8 protein-coding genes and 1 pseudogene are annotated in these 16735 nt (G+C 48.2%); 5 read left to right on the forward strand and 4 right to left on the reverse strand.

Annotated elements, in window-relative coordinates; genetic code table 11:
- Positions 1–273: 273 nt before the first annotated feature.
- The 4 genes from A8709_RS05125 to A8709_RS05140 form a co-directional block, all read right to left on the reverse strand.
- The gene (locus tag A8709_RS05125; protein ID WP_065851095.1) at positions 274–1641 is read right to left on the reverse strand and encodes an AraC family transcriptional regulator; all 1368 of its coding nucleotides are present in this window, start codon (positions 1639–1641) and stop codon (positions 274–276) included.
- A complete protein-coding gene (locus tag A8709_RS05130) occupies positions 1616–3076 on the reverse strand; it encodes a sensor histidine kinase (protein WP_065851096.1) in 1461 nt (486 codons plus the stop codon). The genes A8709_RS05125 and A8709_RS05130 overlap by 26 nt, the downstream gene beginning before the upstream one ends.
- Complete coding sequence (locus tag A8709_RS05135) at positions 3073–4068, reverse strand: substrate-binding domain-containing protein (protein ID WP_065851097.1); 996 nt, start codon at positions 4066–4068, stop codon at positions 3073–3075. Before A8709_RS05135 ends, A8709_RS05130 begins: the two co-directional genes overlap by 4 nt.
- 203 nt (positions 4069–4271) lie before the next feature.
- Positions 4272–5921, reverse strand: coding sequence for a PhoX family protein (locus A8709_RS05140; RefSeq protein ID WP_065851098.1), 1650 nt, complete (start codon positions 5919–5921; stop codon positions 4272–4274).
- A gap of 229 nt (positions 5922–6150) precedes the next feature.
- On the opposite strand from A8709_RS05140, the gene A8709_RS35580 reads away from it, so the two are divergent.
- The 5 genes and pseudogenes from A8709_RS35580 (at position 6151) to A8709_RS05165 (ending at position 16674) form a co-directional block, all read left to right on the forward strand.
- Positions 6151–7176, forward strand: coding sequence for a phage tail protein (locus A8709_RS35580; RefSeq protein WP_341833414.1), 1026 nt, complete (start codon positions 6151–6153; stop codon positions 7174–7176).
- Between the two features lie 15 nt (positions 7177–7191).
- A complete protein-coding gene (locus A8709_RS05150) occupies positions 7192–7722 on the forward strand; it encodes a phage tail protein (protein ID WP_065851099.1) in 531 nt (176 codons plus the stop codon).
- Positions 7723–7849: 127 nt separating this feature from the next.
- Positions 7850–14980 (forward strand): cadherin-like beta sandwich domain-containing protein, encoded by a 7131-nt coding sequence (locus A8709_RS05155; RefSeq protein ID WP_141692432.1) that lies wholly within the window; start codon positions 7850–7852, stop codon positions 14978–14980.
- 169 nt (positions 14981–15149) lie between these two features.
- Positions 15150–15788: pseudogene (locus A8709_RS05160) on the forward strand (ABC transporter ATP-binding protein); the annotation flags it as partial.
- A gap of 91 nt (positions 15789–15879) precedes the next feature.
- Entirely contained in the window at positions 15880–16674 is a 795-nt protein-coding gene (locus A8709_RS05165) for an ABC transporter permease (RefSeq protein WP_065851102.1), read from the forward strand.
- The last annotated feature ends 61 nt before the right edge of the window (positions 16675–16735 follow it).

The following is a 16735-nucleotide window of genomic DNA, read 5'->3' on the forward strand; positions in this document are numbered from 1 at the left end:
CTTGGATTGTTTATATGTGTACTCACCGTGATGTTCCTTTCTGACGTCTGCAGCATGTTCATGCGAGTCTATAATCTTACATTTGGTGTGAAGCGAGACTCATTATAGCATGGGCTAGAAGTCGGCTGGTGACCCTTTCCCTGCACTTATTTGTGGTTTACCAGCATTAAACCAATCCGCTTGGAGTTCCCCTCCCATACGCGTCTGCGACTAGCACAATCTTGTCCGAAAATAACAAAATAGTCCTTGCCTCCCGGCATGGACTATTCTTCCTTAAAGCCCCGTTCGGTATTCCGACGGCGTGACGCCTGTTACCTTTTTGAACACACGGCTGAAATAATTCGGATCCCTGTACCCCACCAGATAGCAGACCTCCTTCAGACTCAGCTGACCTTCGCCGATAAGTTCTTTGGCCCTCTCAATGCGAAGCCGCGTCACATAGTCGATAAAGGTTTCTCCGGTTTGTTGTTTGAATACTTTGCTAAAATAGTGCGGGTTCAAATGCACATGCTCGGCGACATCTTCGAGCGAAATGTCCTCCTGGAGTTTCTCTTCGATGTAGGTCACCGCACGGTCCAGTACGGTCCATGTCTGCTGCTCGCGCTCCTCGCGGATTCGCCTGATGGCTAGCTCCACATAAGTCCGATCTGCGGTATTGTCCGCGACACGTGACTCAGCGGGGCTCCGCTGCCCTTCCGCGGAGAGTCCTTTCAGCTCGTCAAAGGAGCGGAGATGGCCCCATCTTTTATCATACGTCGCGGCAAAAACAGCCTCAAAATAAGAGGTGCGGATGCCCTCGATCTCCTTGCGAACAGAGCCAATGCCTATGTTGACGTCGATTTCGCGAGCCTGGCGTAGATGCTCCACGAGCTTCGCACCAAGTGAGGCAGCTTCGTTGCCTAGGGCCTCGGCTTTCTGCTGAGCCTCGCCCAACAGAAAAATCGCTATGTGCCAATGCACCATCGAGCTGACCACGCATCCGATTCGGCTTTTGAGGTGACCTTTGGTGAACGTTTTCACTGTCTCATAAATCTTCTTCTTAGCTGCGCCTAACTCCTTATCCGGCACATGTCCCAGCTCTGGCAATGCCAGTACGACCGCGCACCCTTGCTCGATGGATAACTCCAAAATATCGGCTAGATAATCAGCATCCGTTTCATTCACGGGATCAGACATGAAGACCAGGGCCATTTCCGTCTCGGCTAAAGGCAGCAGTTGGAAGAACTTATCCCGCATCGCCAACTCTTCCTCCCGTTTCCGCCCCTCGGTCTCGATCTCTGCTACTAATCGTTGCAAAAGTTCGACGATTTGGTCCCGCTTCGCTGGTTTGACCAGATATTCCTTGACCCCTAACGAAAGCGCCTCTTTGGCGTACTCGAATTGCTCATAGGCGGTTACTAACACCATTTTCGTCTGCGGATGTCCCCCTTTAATTTCTCGCAAGGCTTCCAAACCTTGAATACCCGGCATGCGGATATCCATTAGGATGATGTGCGGTCGGTGTTCATCGGCCTTCTGAATTGCGACGCGGCCATTCTCCGCATGCATCACCTCGAACGTATTCGGCATCATGCGGTTCACGATCCATTCGATCCCTTCCCGCTCTAAAGCCTCATCATCGGCGATGAGTAGTCGGTACATCTCTTTCCTCCTTTCCTTCGGCGGGAAGACGAAGATATACTGTCGTTCCCTGACCAGGATTACTCTGGATCTGGACGAGATCCTTTTTGCCATAAAATAAAGCTAATCGCTTGAACACATTCCTCGTCCCTAGGCCTGTGGATTGACCTTGGCTCGGCTCATGCTGAGGATCGGCATCGAAGTCGAGCAAGGAGGCTCGAACCTTCTCGCTCATCCCGACCCCATTATCGGAAATCGCGACAAGCGTCTCTCCTTTTCCACTTGTAATCTTCAGCTGGATGACCGCCCCGGCCTCCATGCCTTCGATGCCATGAACGAACACATTCTCCAATATGGGCTGCAAGGTGAGCATCGGCACCGAAACATCAAGCCCGCTCTCATCGATCTCTGTCACGAATTGAATGCGATTGCGAAATCTAGCCTGCTGAATCGTAAAATACTGCTTCGCATGCTCAACCTCATCCTTCAGTCTCACGGGTCGATCCAGCTTTCGCAGATTGTAGCGCAGCAGATTCGACATTGTGACCGTTAGGTCGCTCGTTTGCTCAGCACCCTCCAGCAGGGCGAGCTTCGACAACACATTCAAAGAATTGAAGAGGAAGTGCGGGTTCATTTGATTTTGCAACACTTCGAGCTCCATCTCTTTCAGCTGCTTGTCCTTCTCCAACCCTTCGGTTTCCTTCACAATGAGCGCTTTGAGATGTTCCTGCATCTGTACGAAAGCCCGCTCCAATACGCCAAACTCAGGGTATGCGCTCATTTGCGGCAGCGGTGCATCTAGGTTGCCATCCGACATTTGTTGAGCCACGTGGACTAACTGCCTGATTGGCCTGGAAATGCCCAGCGAAATACGGTACGCCAGTACGATGCTGATCAGGGTGTTGAGGATGAAAATAACGACGCCCCACCGATTCATCCCTTCCGTATGGATCAAAATCTGTCGATAAAGCGGCTGATAATAGCTTAACTCTAAATCGATCAGCTGGTAGCCTTCCTCCTGAATGAACGTCGCTGTGTGCTCCGCCTCTTCGTAGAAGGAGGTATAAGCTAGGGCGTCCGGGCTATTGGCGGCTTGGATGACACTTGCTTCCTGCGTGATAAAGGTGTCGATCATATGCGTGTAGCTCTGAAAAATGAGATCAGTAGCTGGTAGTGTGCTCTGAATCGCTAGTTTCTGCTGCAGCCCCTGTAAGTCTTCCCTCTGATGTAAGAACGCCAGACGGCTATCCTCACTCCGATCCACCAAGTAAACGTTCATCGCGCGGAGATTATCCTGGGTTTGCCCTGCCATTTGCTTGTACAAGAGTACCCGATCGAGCATCACATTGTAACTTTGCTGGACGGCTCTCCCGCTATGAAAGATGAAGAATGAAACCGCATTGTTCAAAATAAATAAAACCGGCAACACGATAAATAGCATTCTGCGTATGTTCATGGTGTTGGGGTGCTCGCTTGATCGGATAGGTTGGACATATCCAGTATGTAAGTGCCCGTATACTGCTGAGCTGGCAGCGTGTTCTGATGAAAGTAGGCATCCAGCATGTGAACAGATTGGGCTCCGATCTCCTGCGGCTGCTGAACGACCGAGGCCCTGATTGTGCCTTGTGCGATGCCTTGTCTTGTCGCTTCAATGTCATCAAAACCGAACACGGCGATGCCCTCACGGTGTACAGCTTTCACCCCTTCCACGATGCCTGCAGCGTCTAGGGAGCTGAAGCCCACCATGGTCTGAATGGCGGGGTATTGCTTCAACATCGCTTCGGTATGCTTAGCGGCCTGAATGCGTGAAATATTCGATGAGCGGATATCTATGATCTCAAAAAGCGGTGCCTTTGCGAGTGCTGACCGGAATCCCTCTAGGCGCTGCTGCTGATTCTCGGCAAGCTCACTCCCAATGATGACGCCGATTCGCCCCTTCTCACTCGCGGCTTCGAGGACGAGCTCCCCCATCCGTCTACCCGCTTCGCGGTTGTCGGTGCCCACATAGGTCAGCCTGCGGCTTGCCGGCTCATCCGCATCCAATGTGATCACCGGGATCCCCTGATCGATCGCTTTGCTGATGAGGAGGTCATACTGGGCCTCCTTGATCCCTTGCACGAGGAGCGCATCTGGCTTAGTCGTGATCGACTTCTCAAGGAGATTCGTTTGTTCGGCCGGATTGATACGAATCGGACCCCAGTAGTCAATCTTCATCCCAAGGCGTGCGGCCGCTTCGCTAGCGCCCTTCTCCACCGTTCGCCAGAACGGGTTGTCCAGCTCTTGGGCAATGAGGACGACGTGCTTATACGGCTTTTGCTGCACGCCGCTTTGCACCATTTGCTGGACGAGTTGATCAATCTTGAGCGTAGACGCAAGGAATTGGACCATCACACAGCAGATGATGAGAAATAAGCCGAGTAGACCTAGCGTCCAGCTTTTATTGCGCATGGTGGCACCTCCACATCAGGATGTCTCGCCCAAGGCGGCGAATGTTTTCTGATAGTATGAGCCTGGGGGGAGGTGGGCATGCAGGTTTTGGTGTGTGGGGGTGAGCGAGTCTTCCGAAAACAACCTGATTATTGAGAAAGACCGAGCAACGAGGTTCCCCCTCTACTCGGCCTTCTTATTAGGAAAAATATCTGTTTCATTTATTAAAGGATAGAACGTGTGATGACAACAACCGCGGATCGCGGATCCTTCTTCCCAAAACGGTGCTGCCATTGACTCGATGGGGTAGCCGTTCCCGCTCCTGAAGCTCCAGGATGATTAACTGCTACGAATACGGTAGCCTGATTATCAGTGAAGGAAAGCCCACCTAAAGCAGCTTCTATGGGCGCAGATGCGTATTGCTTCGTTTTCTCGGCGGCACCTTTAGGATGAATGAGATAAAGACCATTGTTCTTGAATTCCGACCACGCACCTGTATTCAACCGCTCAGGTGAAATATCTGAAGCAACCCAAAGATTACCAACGTTGTCGAAAGTCACACTTCCTGGGCAGCTGAATCCGCTTTGGCGTCCTCCCGCAATAAACGTCTCAAATGCAAAGGTGTCGCCCAGGCCCTCTTTTAAGCGAATAATGTGACCATGAAGGTTACCTCTACTTTCGTTCTGTGTGCAGGCGATGAACACGCTTTGGTTAGTAGGATGCACAGTTAGTTCCGCTGGACGGTCACAAGGTGTCGCCCCTACAATCCATGCAGCTTCACTAGCAGATGCAAGAACATCGCTTAGGGTCTGGAATTGTCCTAGCAGCGTTTCCTTGGATTTAAACATTTTTTCAGGAACCTGATAGGTAAGACTTTTGAGTTGTTTACGGACATTATCGATAGACAGCTCGATCCAACGACCCTGAATTAAGTCAGCGGCATAAAGGGATCCTTCGCTCAACAGATTCGAATTGGCCTTCCCATCTGCTTCTGTCCACTTACTTGCGCTCACAAATTTATAAAGGAAGCCATCAGGCGAATCTTCGCCCATGTAGACAACAACGCGGTCGTCAGCACGTATTGTCATGGCTGAGCTTCCATGATGAAAACGCCCAAGCGCAGTATGTTTGACAGGCTTGTTAGCTTTATCGAAAGGATCAACTTCGACCATCCATCCGTAGTGGGCAAGCGATAGTCCTGCATCGCGGCATGTGGATTCAAAACGATTTTCACCTGTAAGCTGGGTATTCCATAACGTTTTTCCGCCACCGCGGTTTGCTAACGTCCCTTGGACAAGGGTCGCTCCGTCAACTGCTTTGGCACCTCTGACAGGCCCAGTAAGCTCGATAGGTGACAATCCGGAGACACGTCGGGCAATGGTGGAATCGGAAACGAGCTTCCATTGACCGAAAGTATCCTTTTTCACATGTAAAATAGAACCGCCTTGTTCGTAAAGTAACTGCTTTTGTTGTTCCCAGGCCACAGCCTTTGAGCGGTCCAACATCCAAGCATATTGAGCAGATTCGTGATCAACCCATAGTAAGCCTTCCGAACTAGATCCAGGGTATGAGAAGAAAGACGTATAACTGCTGTTAAAACCTAATGTATCCCCTGCTTTATTAATACTATCGCCATAGGCTGCTATAACTTGATACGTGAATCCGTTCGCCAGAAGTAATTGATCTGCATCCGCTGCTGTATGTAGGGTAGGATTAAATGTTTCTGGTAATTGGTCATACGCATTAACTTCGGAGGCAGCGTTTGCCTTGGTGCTAAAGGCATTTAGACCGGAATACGCAGCTGCTAATGATGCCGCACCCGTTCCCAGATATTTCAAAAAATGTCGACGAGATAGCTTTTTCTCTGATTCCATTTCGTGTTTCCTCCGACTTTGTGGCATCTTGTAATAAACATACCACAAAATCTATAAATTTGAATGATTAATAGTGAAATATTTGCTAGAATAAGAGTATCTCAGAATAAAATAATTCGACAAATTTCTTCAAACTTCGCAGGGATGAACTTAACTCAAGATCGTCCCTCGTTTGCGTGTTGTTCAAAAAGAAGTCATACATACAATTAACTTGTTGGAGGGGAAAAGAATGGGTCAGCCTTTAGTAGGCGAGGTTCGCATGTTCGCAGGTAATTTTGCTCCTGCAGGATGGTTTTTTTGTGATGGACAGGTGTTGCCGATTAGTGAATATGAAACGTTATTTCAATTAATAGGTACGACTTATGGCGGGGATGGTCAAAGTACATTCGCTTTGCCGGATTTACGAAGTCGGGTTCCGTTGCATCAAGGAACACTTCAAGGGAACAGTTTTTTTGTGGGACAAACGGGTGGAGTAGAAGAAGTTACTCTGACCGTTCAGCAAATCCCGCAGCATAGCCATACGGCTCAAGTATCTTCCAAGTTCGGCAGTACCAACAGCCCTAAAGACACCGTGGTTGCCAGATCAACCCTGAATCAATTCACGGACAGTGTTGGGGCAAAAGCAACTCCAATGGGAAATGCCAGCACCGTCGGATCCTCTGGAGGAAGCCAGCCACATACCAACTTGCAGCCGTATTTAAGTATTAACTATATCATTAGTTTATTTGGGATCTTTCCTAGTCAAGGTGGGAACTCAGACGGAAGTGATCCTTTCTTATCTGAGATCCGCTGGGTGGCTTTTAACTTCCCTCCTAGTGGAACTGCCCTATGCAACGGTCAACTATTACCTATAAATCAAAATCAAGCATTGTTTTCGTTGTTGGGTACGACCTATGGTGGAGACGGTAGAGTCAATTTCGCCCTTCCAGATCTGAGAGGCAGGATACCGATTCACGTTGGAAACGGCCATACCTTGGGGGAGACAGGCGGAGAACAAACTCACACGTTAAGCTCACAGGAAATGGCAGGTCATAGTCATTCCGTTACCGCTAGTAACAATCCAGCAACCGTTAAAACTACACAGAACAATATCTTCGGTGTCACCTCAACAAGTTCGTACGCTTATATAGCAGATGGCGTGTCTGATACCGTGACAACGGCTGTCGGTGGTAGTCAGGCGCATCTTAATATGCAACCCTACTTGAGCTTAACAGCTACTATCGCTCTGCAAGGTGTTTTCCCAAGTCAAACTTAAGGAGTGTAACAATCGATGTCCTCAACACCATTCGTTGGAGAAATTTGCATTTTCCCGTTTAACTTCGTACCTAAAGGTTGGGCTGCTTGTAATGGGCAGCTTCTCCCTCTTTCTCAAAATACTGCGCTGTTCTCATTGCTAGGGACTACCTATGGTGGAGATGGAAGAACTACTTTCGCCCTTCCGAACCTGCAAGGTATGGTTCCCATGCAAGCTGGTCAAGGCCCCGGATTATCTCTTTACGATCTTGGCCAAACCAGCGGTACAGATACTGTTACCCTACTGCCATCCGAAATTCCTGCACATTCACACACTCTGCAATATGGAACTGGCGGAGGAACACAGGAATCTCCATCAGGGCAAATTTGGAAGGATACCGCCGGGCGTCGTAGCGGATTGGCTTATACAACCCCTGGTAATCCCGTCCAGATGTCGGGCAACTCGTTGATTCCAGTAGGCGGCAATCAACCTCATAATAATATGCAGCCTTATTTGACTCTTAATTTTTGCATTGCTTTACAAGGTATATACCCTCCACGTACATAGTGACAGGGAACAACGCCTAGGTGGTTTAGTCGGAGAGGAGTCTGGGGAATTGATTGATTGGCGGGAAAGTTCTAGATATTCTTTTAGGAATAGTAAGTGCGTTAGAATTGTCATAATAGGACTATTCTTGCTCATTGGCGCATGCTTGGGGCTTGCTACTTCAGCACATGCAGCGACTTTCACAGTAAATACAACTGTAGATTCGGTAGATAGTTCTCCCGGTAATGGGATTTGTGCAGATAGTAATGGTCAATGCTCCGTTCGTGCAGCATTAATGGAAGCAAATGCACTGGCGGGAGCAGACCTCATAAGTATTCCTCCTAATACATATACGCTGACTTTAGGACAACTGGAGATTAGGGATCAGGTAACTTTAACAGGAAGTTCAGGTAATCCAGTAAATACGATCATTCAAGCGGCTGCAAGCCGCAATGTGGCTGCTAATCGTGTACTTGAGATTAACCCGGCGCTAGACGCGACTGGATTCGATGTGACGATACAGGGACTAACCATTCGTAACGGTAAATCACCTGATACTAACGGATTCGGCGGCGGTGGAATCGGCGGCGATGTCGGAAATAAGACACTGCAGATCAGTAATTCCAATATTGAGAATAATATTGCTTCAGGAGAAGGGTTCGGCGGCGGACTTTATATCTCAGGGTCAGCAACCGGAAAGGTTAAAATGACGGATGTTGCTATTCGTAGTAACGCAGCAGGAGAATCTACCTCTCCTAGCTACAGCTCCCGAGGTGGCGGTGTTTACTTCGAAGGTGACATGAGCCTCGATTTATCCAATCTTACGGTAGATAGCAACGAATCATATGGACTTGGTGGGGGGGTAGCAATCGTATCCGCATCTCCTTCTTTACGGACTATTACATTAAATTCCAGTACGATAACTGGAAATAAAGCCTATAGTAAGGCTGGCGGCGTCGAAGGGCGCGCTGGCGGACTTTACCTTGGTTCACCAGCAGTTATTACGAGTACATCTCTGACTAACAACACTGCTCAAGGTGACGGAGGGGGATTGGTATTAGACTTTTTTGCCGGTTCCGTGTCTTTAACAGACGTAACTGTGACACTTAACACCGCTGCTGCACATGGAGGCGGGATGTTCATTAATGCAAATAAGGCGCCAATCCTATCGAATACTTCGATTATTTCAAATACTTTAATTCCCTCTAACACGGTAAACAACATAGCCGTTAATCTGGAAGGAACAGATATGCAGGTTACACTAGCACCTGCGGCTGGCCCGAGCGGTACATTTTCGCAAGGAAAAACTGGTGCACACTATACAGTGACGGTTCGGAATAGCGGTAACGTCCCTTCAAATGGGCTGGTTACTTCGCAGGTTACCTTACCAACTGGACTAACAGCAACCAATTTAACTGGAACCGGATGGGCTTGTACAGTTGGAACACTTACCTGTTCGCGTTCAGACGCTTTAGCTGGAGGTACTAGTTACCCTGCCATTGATGTGACAGTTACCGTGGCCGCAAATGCACCACATACAGTGACAAGCTCTGCTCAAGTATCTGGCGGTGATGAACTCGATGTAAATAACAATACGAGTTATCATACAACGACCGTGTTAAGTCAAGACGCAACATTAAGTGGACTTAGCTCAGCCAATGCAACGTTAAATGAGACATTTGCTTCAGGAACAACTGCTTATACAGCAAATGTTTTATATGCGGTCAGCTCCATTACGGTCACACCAACTGTCAATGAATCGCACGCGACTGTTAAAGTGAACAATCTAACAGTTAGCAGTGGTCAACCGAGCAGCGCGATAAGCCTAGCTGTAGGCAATACAAATATAACCAACGTGGTAGTGACCGCAGAAGATGGTATCACTACTAAGACATATCAAATAACGGTAACTCGTGCACCAAAATCTACGAATGCCTCCTTGAGTGACATTAAAATAGGTGCGACGAGTGTGACAGGATTTGCACCAGGTACATTAAGCTATACGATCAATGTGCCAAACACAACAACTTCTGTCGTGGTAACAGGAACGAAGGTAGATCCCGCGGCCACGGTTATTGTGACTGGTGGAAGTAATCTAGCCGTAGGTACGAACACAGTCACGGTCAAATCGACTGCTGAGGATGGAACGACGGTAATTACTTACACCTTGAATATCGTCAGAGCCCCTAGCAGTAATGCTGGCTTAAGCGACATCAAAGTGGACGGAACTAGTGTAGCAGGTTTTGCGTCTGGTACATTTGGATATACGATAAACGTTCCGAATTCCAAGACATCTGTCGTGGTAACCGCGACAAAAGCGGATTCGTCGGCCAATGTCGTCGTGACTGGTGGCAGTAATTTGACTGTGGGGAATAACACGGTCACGGTCGTTGTGACTGCTGAGGATGGAACAACAGTTCTTACTTACACCGTTACCGTCGTTCGAGCAGCAAGTAGCAATGCTACTTTAAGCGACCTCAAAGTAGATGGTGCGACAGTACCAGGTTTTGTGTCTGGTACGTTAGGCTACACGTTACATGTTCCAAATTCGAAGACTTCTGTCGTGGTGACAGCGACACAAGCTGATTCGACGGCCAGTGTCGTGGTAACTGGTGGCAGTAATCTTACCGTAGGGAATAACTCGGCTACAGTCGTTGTTACTGCTGAGAACGGAACAACAGTACTCACTTACACCGTTACCGTAGTCAGAGCGGCGAGCAGTAATGCTAGTTTGAGCGACCTCAAAGTAGATGGTACGACAGTAACAGGTTTTGCGTCTGGTACGTTAGGCTACACCGTGAATGTTCCGAATGCGACCACTTCGGTTGTAGTAGCAGGGGCGAAAGCAGATGCTACAGCTAGTGTCGTTGTAACGGGCGGTAGTGCCCTAACCGTAGGGAATAACACAGTGACTGTCGCGGTAACCGCCCAAGACGGTACAACGGTAGTTACCTACACAGTGACTATTATCAGAGCCAAGAGCAGTAACGCAAACTTAGATGACCTTAAGGTGGATAGTACGAGTGTCGCTGGCTTCGCGACTAGTACATTAAACTATACCGTGAATGTTCCAAATGCGACGACTTCGGTTGTAGTAACAGGGGCGAAAGCGGATGCTACAGCTAGTGTCGTTGTAACGGGCGGCAGTACCCTAACTGTAGGGAATAACACAGTGTCGGTCGCGGTAACCGCCCAGGACGGTACAACGGTAGTTACCTACACAGTGACTATTATCAGAGCCAAGAGCAGTAACGCAAACTTAACTGACCTTAAGGTGGATAGTACGAGTGTCGCTGGCTTCGCGACTAGTACATTAAACTATACCGTGAATGTTCCGAATGCGACGACTTCGGTTGTGGTAACAGGGGTGAAAGCGGATGCTACGGCTAGTGTCGTCGTCACGGGAGGCAGTACCCTAACCGTAGGGAATAACACTGTGACGGTTGTTGTAACCGCTCAGGACGGTACAACGGTAGTTACCTACACAGTGACTATTATTAGAGCGAAGAGCAGTAACGCAAACTTAACTGACCTTAAAGTCGATGGTACGAGTGTTGCTGGCTTCACGGCTGGTACATTAGGCTATACCGTGAATGTTCCGAATACGACGACTTCGGTTGTGGTAACAGGGGTGAAGGCGGATGCTACAGCTAGTGTCGTCGTAACGGGTGGCAGTACACTAACGGTAGGGAATAATACAGTGACGGTTGTTGTAACCGCTCAGGACGCTACAACGGTGGTTACCTACACCGTCACCGTCATCAAAGCGAAGAGCAGTAACGCAAACTTAACTGATCTTAAAGTCGATGGTACGAATGTTGCTGGCTTCACGGCTGGTACATTAGGCTATACCGTGAATGTGCCGAATACGACGACCTCAGTTGTCGTAACAGGAACGAAGGCGGATGCTACGGCATATGTCGTTGTGACTGGTGGCAGTAATCTAACTGTGGGGAATAACACGGTCACGGTCGTTGTTACTGCTGAGGACGGATCAACAGTACTTACTTACACCGTTACCGTCGTTAGAGCAGCAAGTAGCAATGCTACGTTAAGCGACCTCAAAGTAGATGGTACGGCAATATCAGGTTTTGCACCTGGTGATTTAAGCTATACCGTGGATGTGCCGAATACGACCACTTCGGTCGTGGTGACAGGAATTAAAGCGGATACGACAGCCAATGTTGTCGTAACAGGTGGCAGTAATCTTACCGTGGGGAATAACACAGTCACGGTCGTTGTTACTGCTGAGGACGGAACGACGGTACTTACTTATACCGTAACTGTCGTTAGAGCGGCGAGCAGTGATGCAAGCTTAAGTGACCTCAAAGTGGACGGAACGAGCGTACCTGGCTTCGCGGCTAATAAATTAAGCTATACAGTGGATGTGCCAAATACGACCACTTCGATCGTAGTGACAGGAATTAAAGCCGATTCGACAGCCAATGTTGTCGTAACTGGTGGCAGTAATTTGACTGTTGGGAATAACACGGTCACGGTCGTTGTTACTGCTGAGGATGGATCAACGGTACTTACTTACACCGTCACTGTAGTTAGAGCAGCAAGTAGCAATGCGACCTTAAGCGACCTCAAAGTCGACGGGACAAGCGTACAAGGCTTTGCACCTGCTACGTTAGGCTACACGGTCGATGTACCGAATGCCACAACATCCGTCGCTGTCACAGGGACGAAAGCGGATTCGACAGCCAATGTCGTCATAACGGGTGGCAATAATCTTACCGTAGGGAATAACACCGTCACGGTCGTTGTTACTGCCGAGGACGGATTAACGGTACTTACTTACACTGTAACCATAAACAGAGCGAAGAGCAGTAACGCAAACTTAAGTGATCTTAAAGTCGGTGGTACGACTGTCACAGACTTTGTATACAGTCAGCATAATTATACGGTCAGTGTTCCCAAAGCAACGACATCAGTCGTGATAACAGGAATACAAGCTCATTCCAACGCTACGGTAACCGTGACTGGTGGCGACAATCTAAATTACGGTAATAATACCGTTACAGTTAAGGTTACAGCCGAAGATGGGACAACTGTAGGCATCTACACGGTAACCGTGGAACGCCAAAGCTTGTCTACAAATGCTAATTTAAGCGGCCTGAAGGTAAACGGTACTACCGTAACAGATTTCGTATATGACAATTTAAACTACACAGTAAATGTTCCGAATGAAACGACATCCGTCCTAGTAATAGGGACACCGGAAGATTCAACAGCAAGTGTAAATGTAGTTGGCGGTCACAGTCTGATCGTGGGTACTAACCCAGTCATCGTCACAGTAACTGCTGAGAATACATCAGAGCAGAAAACTTATACAGTGAATGTTGTACGAGCTAGTAGCAGCAATAGCAGCTTAAGCGGCCTCTTATTAGATGGCAGAAGCGTAGAAGGCTTTACATCGGGCACCTTCCACTATGATGTAAATGTAACAAATGCCGTGTATAGTGTGACCGTTACTGGAATTGTCTATGACCCAGCATCGTCTCTTACTATTAACAATGTCAGCATACTGAGCGGTGATCCTGCGACAATTGTGCTACAAGATGGAGTTAATTCCGTTGATATTACGGTTACAGCCCAAAATCTTGAGAAAACCCAGTATTCGCTCCTTATTTCACGCAATGGGAATGCAGAGCTTACTGGGCTAACTGCAAGTGGTGTAACGCTATCACCACCGTTTAATTTAGGGTCATTGACTTATGCCGGAACTGTTCCTTACGGTGTCAGCACTACATCAGTGACTGCCTCGGTGTATGATTCTAATGCCACTATTACCATAAACCGCGTGGCCCTAATCTCAGACGTACCGAGCTCACCAATTAATTTGGTTGTGGGTGTGAATACCATACTAGTTGTCGTTTCTCCTACTTATGGTGATCCACAAACGTATACCATTAAGGTGACCCGTCAAGCGCAAGAACAACCCAACACACCATCGACTCCATCAATTCCATCTTCCCCTCAGATGAATATTAAAATTGGAGATGATGGAACTACGATTCCGATTGAGTTGCAGCGGCAGCATACACCGGATGGTAAAGTGATTGATCGTGTTGTCCTAACACCGGATATTATTAAATTAACGACAGATGGCCCATCAGGAAGCGAACAGCATACATGGAGATTGTATCTGCCGCAAATCCCTGAGGGAAGTGACGAATTTAACGTCAGTATTCCAAAGAATGCTCTGCAGATTTTAACAGAAAATGACTCTGCACTTCGTATTGAAACAGACGACTTCCAAATGACCCTTCCTAAAGAGGCAGTTGCAAAAGCGTTAAAATCTAACGAAGAGTTATATGTCCGTTTAGTTCCAATTAGAAGTGAAGCGGTGAAACAGGAAGCTGAAAAGCGTGTACTGACTGCCCAAATCGTAACCAAAGCGGCAGGAAATGGGAAGGTTGTCCTTCATGGATTGCCGATGACCATTGAAACGAACTTAAAGAATGAAGAGACGAAGCTATTCTTCTCGCTTAAAGACATTCAGGTTCCTTCCAATTCCAAGGAAAGAGACGAGTTCTTGTCCTCCCTTGGTGTGTATATCGAGCATAGCGATGGTGATAAAGAGCTAGTTAAAGGCACGATTAAGTTCGATATTAGCGGAAAGCCGCTAGGGATTGAAATCACCATTACTAAATTTAGTACCTTTAGTGTGATCGAGGTTCAGAAGAGTCCAACCGAAACAGCCACCTACAAGAAATGGATTGAGGGTTATCCGGATGGAACGTTTAGACCCAATCAGCCAATTACACGGTCAGAAGCAGCAAGCATGTTTGCTAAAGCCGTCGCTCTGCCGGAAGGCCAAAATGGTGTAGTGAAGTTTAATGATGTGTCTGATACTCATTGGGCAGCAGATGTGATTCATCAGGTACAAGCAGTTGGATTACTAAATGGATATCCAGATGGATCATTTAAACCGGATGCATCCATTACGAGGGCTGAGTTTGCAACCATTATCGCTAGAATCAATAAACTCACAGCACTTACTAATGACGCCGGCTTCCTAGATACACAAGGTCACTGGGCCGCAGGCTATATCCAAGCGGTTAAGGCAGCTGGATTAATGTCCGGTTATGAAGATGGCTCCTTCCACCCGGATCAACAACTGACACGTGCAGAAGCGGTAAAAGCAATCAATACGCTTCTGAAACGTCCAACGCCTAATCTGGGCAAGGATATCTGGACAGATGTTACCAGCCAAGACTGGTTCTGGTTAGATGTTCAGTCTGCATCAGAATCTTTCAACGCCAAGCCTTAAAACAATAAAAAGAGGTTGTCCAACGTAGATCAATTCTACGCGGGCAGCCTCTTTTTTGCTTCACGAACGCCCCCCAAACCCCAACGAAAGACTTTCGTAAGATTTAAGAAAGAGTCCTGCATGATGTGTCCAGTAAGATAAGCGTATGAAACTTATTGGAGGTCATCACATGAACATTCAACCCGTAGTCGAGGTACGCAATCTGACGAAGCGGATTCGAAATAGGAACATTGTGGATCAGATTCATTTTGATCTATTTCCTGGTGAAGTATTTGGCTTCCTCGGGCCAAATGGGGCCGGCAAAACGACCACCATCCGCATGATGGTCGGCCTGATTAGCATGAGCGACGGCGATGTCGCCATTAACGGCCACAGCATCCGCGGCAGCTTCCAGGAGGCGATTCGCCACGTCGGGGCGATCATCGAGAATCCCGAGCTGTACAGACATCTCACCGGGATGCAAAATCTGAAACAATTCGCCCGCATGGCGAATGGTATCCCGCAGAGCCGCATCGACCAAATCGTGCAGCTAGTTGGGCTTTCCGCCCGGATTCACGACAAAGTGAAGACGTACTCGCTCGGCATGCGTCAGCGGCTAGGCATCGCACAGGCGCTGCTGCACGCCCCCGCTGTGCTCATTCTCGATGAGCCGACTAACGGTCTCGATCCCGCCGGCATTCGCGAAATGCGCCAGCTCGTTCGCAAGCTTGCTGCCGAAGAAGGCATTGCCGTGATGGTGTCATCCCATCTACTCGCCGAAATGGAGCAAATGTGCGACCGCTTCGGTGTCGTCATCGATGGCCGGCTGCGCACGACTTTTGCCCTAGCCGACTTACAGAATCAGTCAGAAACACAGACGCTCGAAGAGAAGTACATCCAACTCACGGAGGTCGTTTCCTATGCCTAATCTAGCCAAACTCATGCAAAATGAGTTCATTAAGATCTTCACCAAAATCGGCAGCTGGGTGATGATTGCCTTTGTTCCGATTCTTACGATCGCGGCAGGCCTACTCTGCCAGTATGTGAATCAAGCGGAGTTACAGGTGAATAATGTATGGGAATTCATGGACTTGGGCCTTTCTGCTAGACCCAACTTGATGGATATCGTCACCTTATTCACGATCATCGTAGCCGCGGGCATTGTGGCCTCTGAATTCTCAGGCGGTACGATTAAGCTGCTATTGATTCGTCCTTTTAACCGCTCCACGATCCTGCTTTCCAAATACTTGACTGTTCTGTTGTATGGTCTGGGTCTCACGATATTGCTCTTGCTCACAGCGTACCTCACTGGAGGTATCCTCTTCGGTTTCGACGGAGCTTCTGCCCTTCATGCTGGTTCATCTTTCTCCAATGCTTCCTACGTATGGAAAGCTGTCGGTTACAGCGGCATCCAATTGATCATCATGGTTACGCTCGCGTTTATGTTCTCATCCGTGTTACGCACAAGTTCCATCGCGATCGGAATTTCCTTGTTTTTATTACTAACGGGGGGACAGCTCGCTTACATCCTCAAAAAGTTTGAATGGTCCAAATTTCTGATTTTCGCCAATACGAATTTGCTTACTTATATCGATGGCCAGCCCCTTATGGATGGGATGTCGCTGTCTTTTTCACTAATCATGTTGGCATGCTATGAACTTCTATTCCTAGGTCTTGCGTGGCTCGTGTTCGCTAAGCGTGACGTTTCTATTTAAGACCCTTATGCGTTTCAATATACGCTGCTAAAGCGGTATACTGGAAGCACGTTGAAGTGAA

This window comes from Paenibacillus pectinilyticus (assembly GCF_001700435.1).
Taxonomy (GTDB): domain Bacteria; phylum Bacillota; class Bacilli; order Paenibacillales; family NBRC-103111; genus Paenibacillus_E; species Paenibacillus_E pectinilyticus.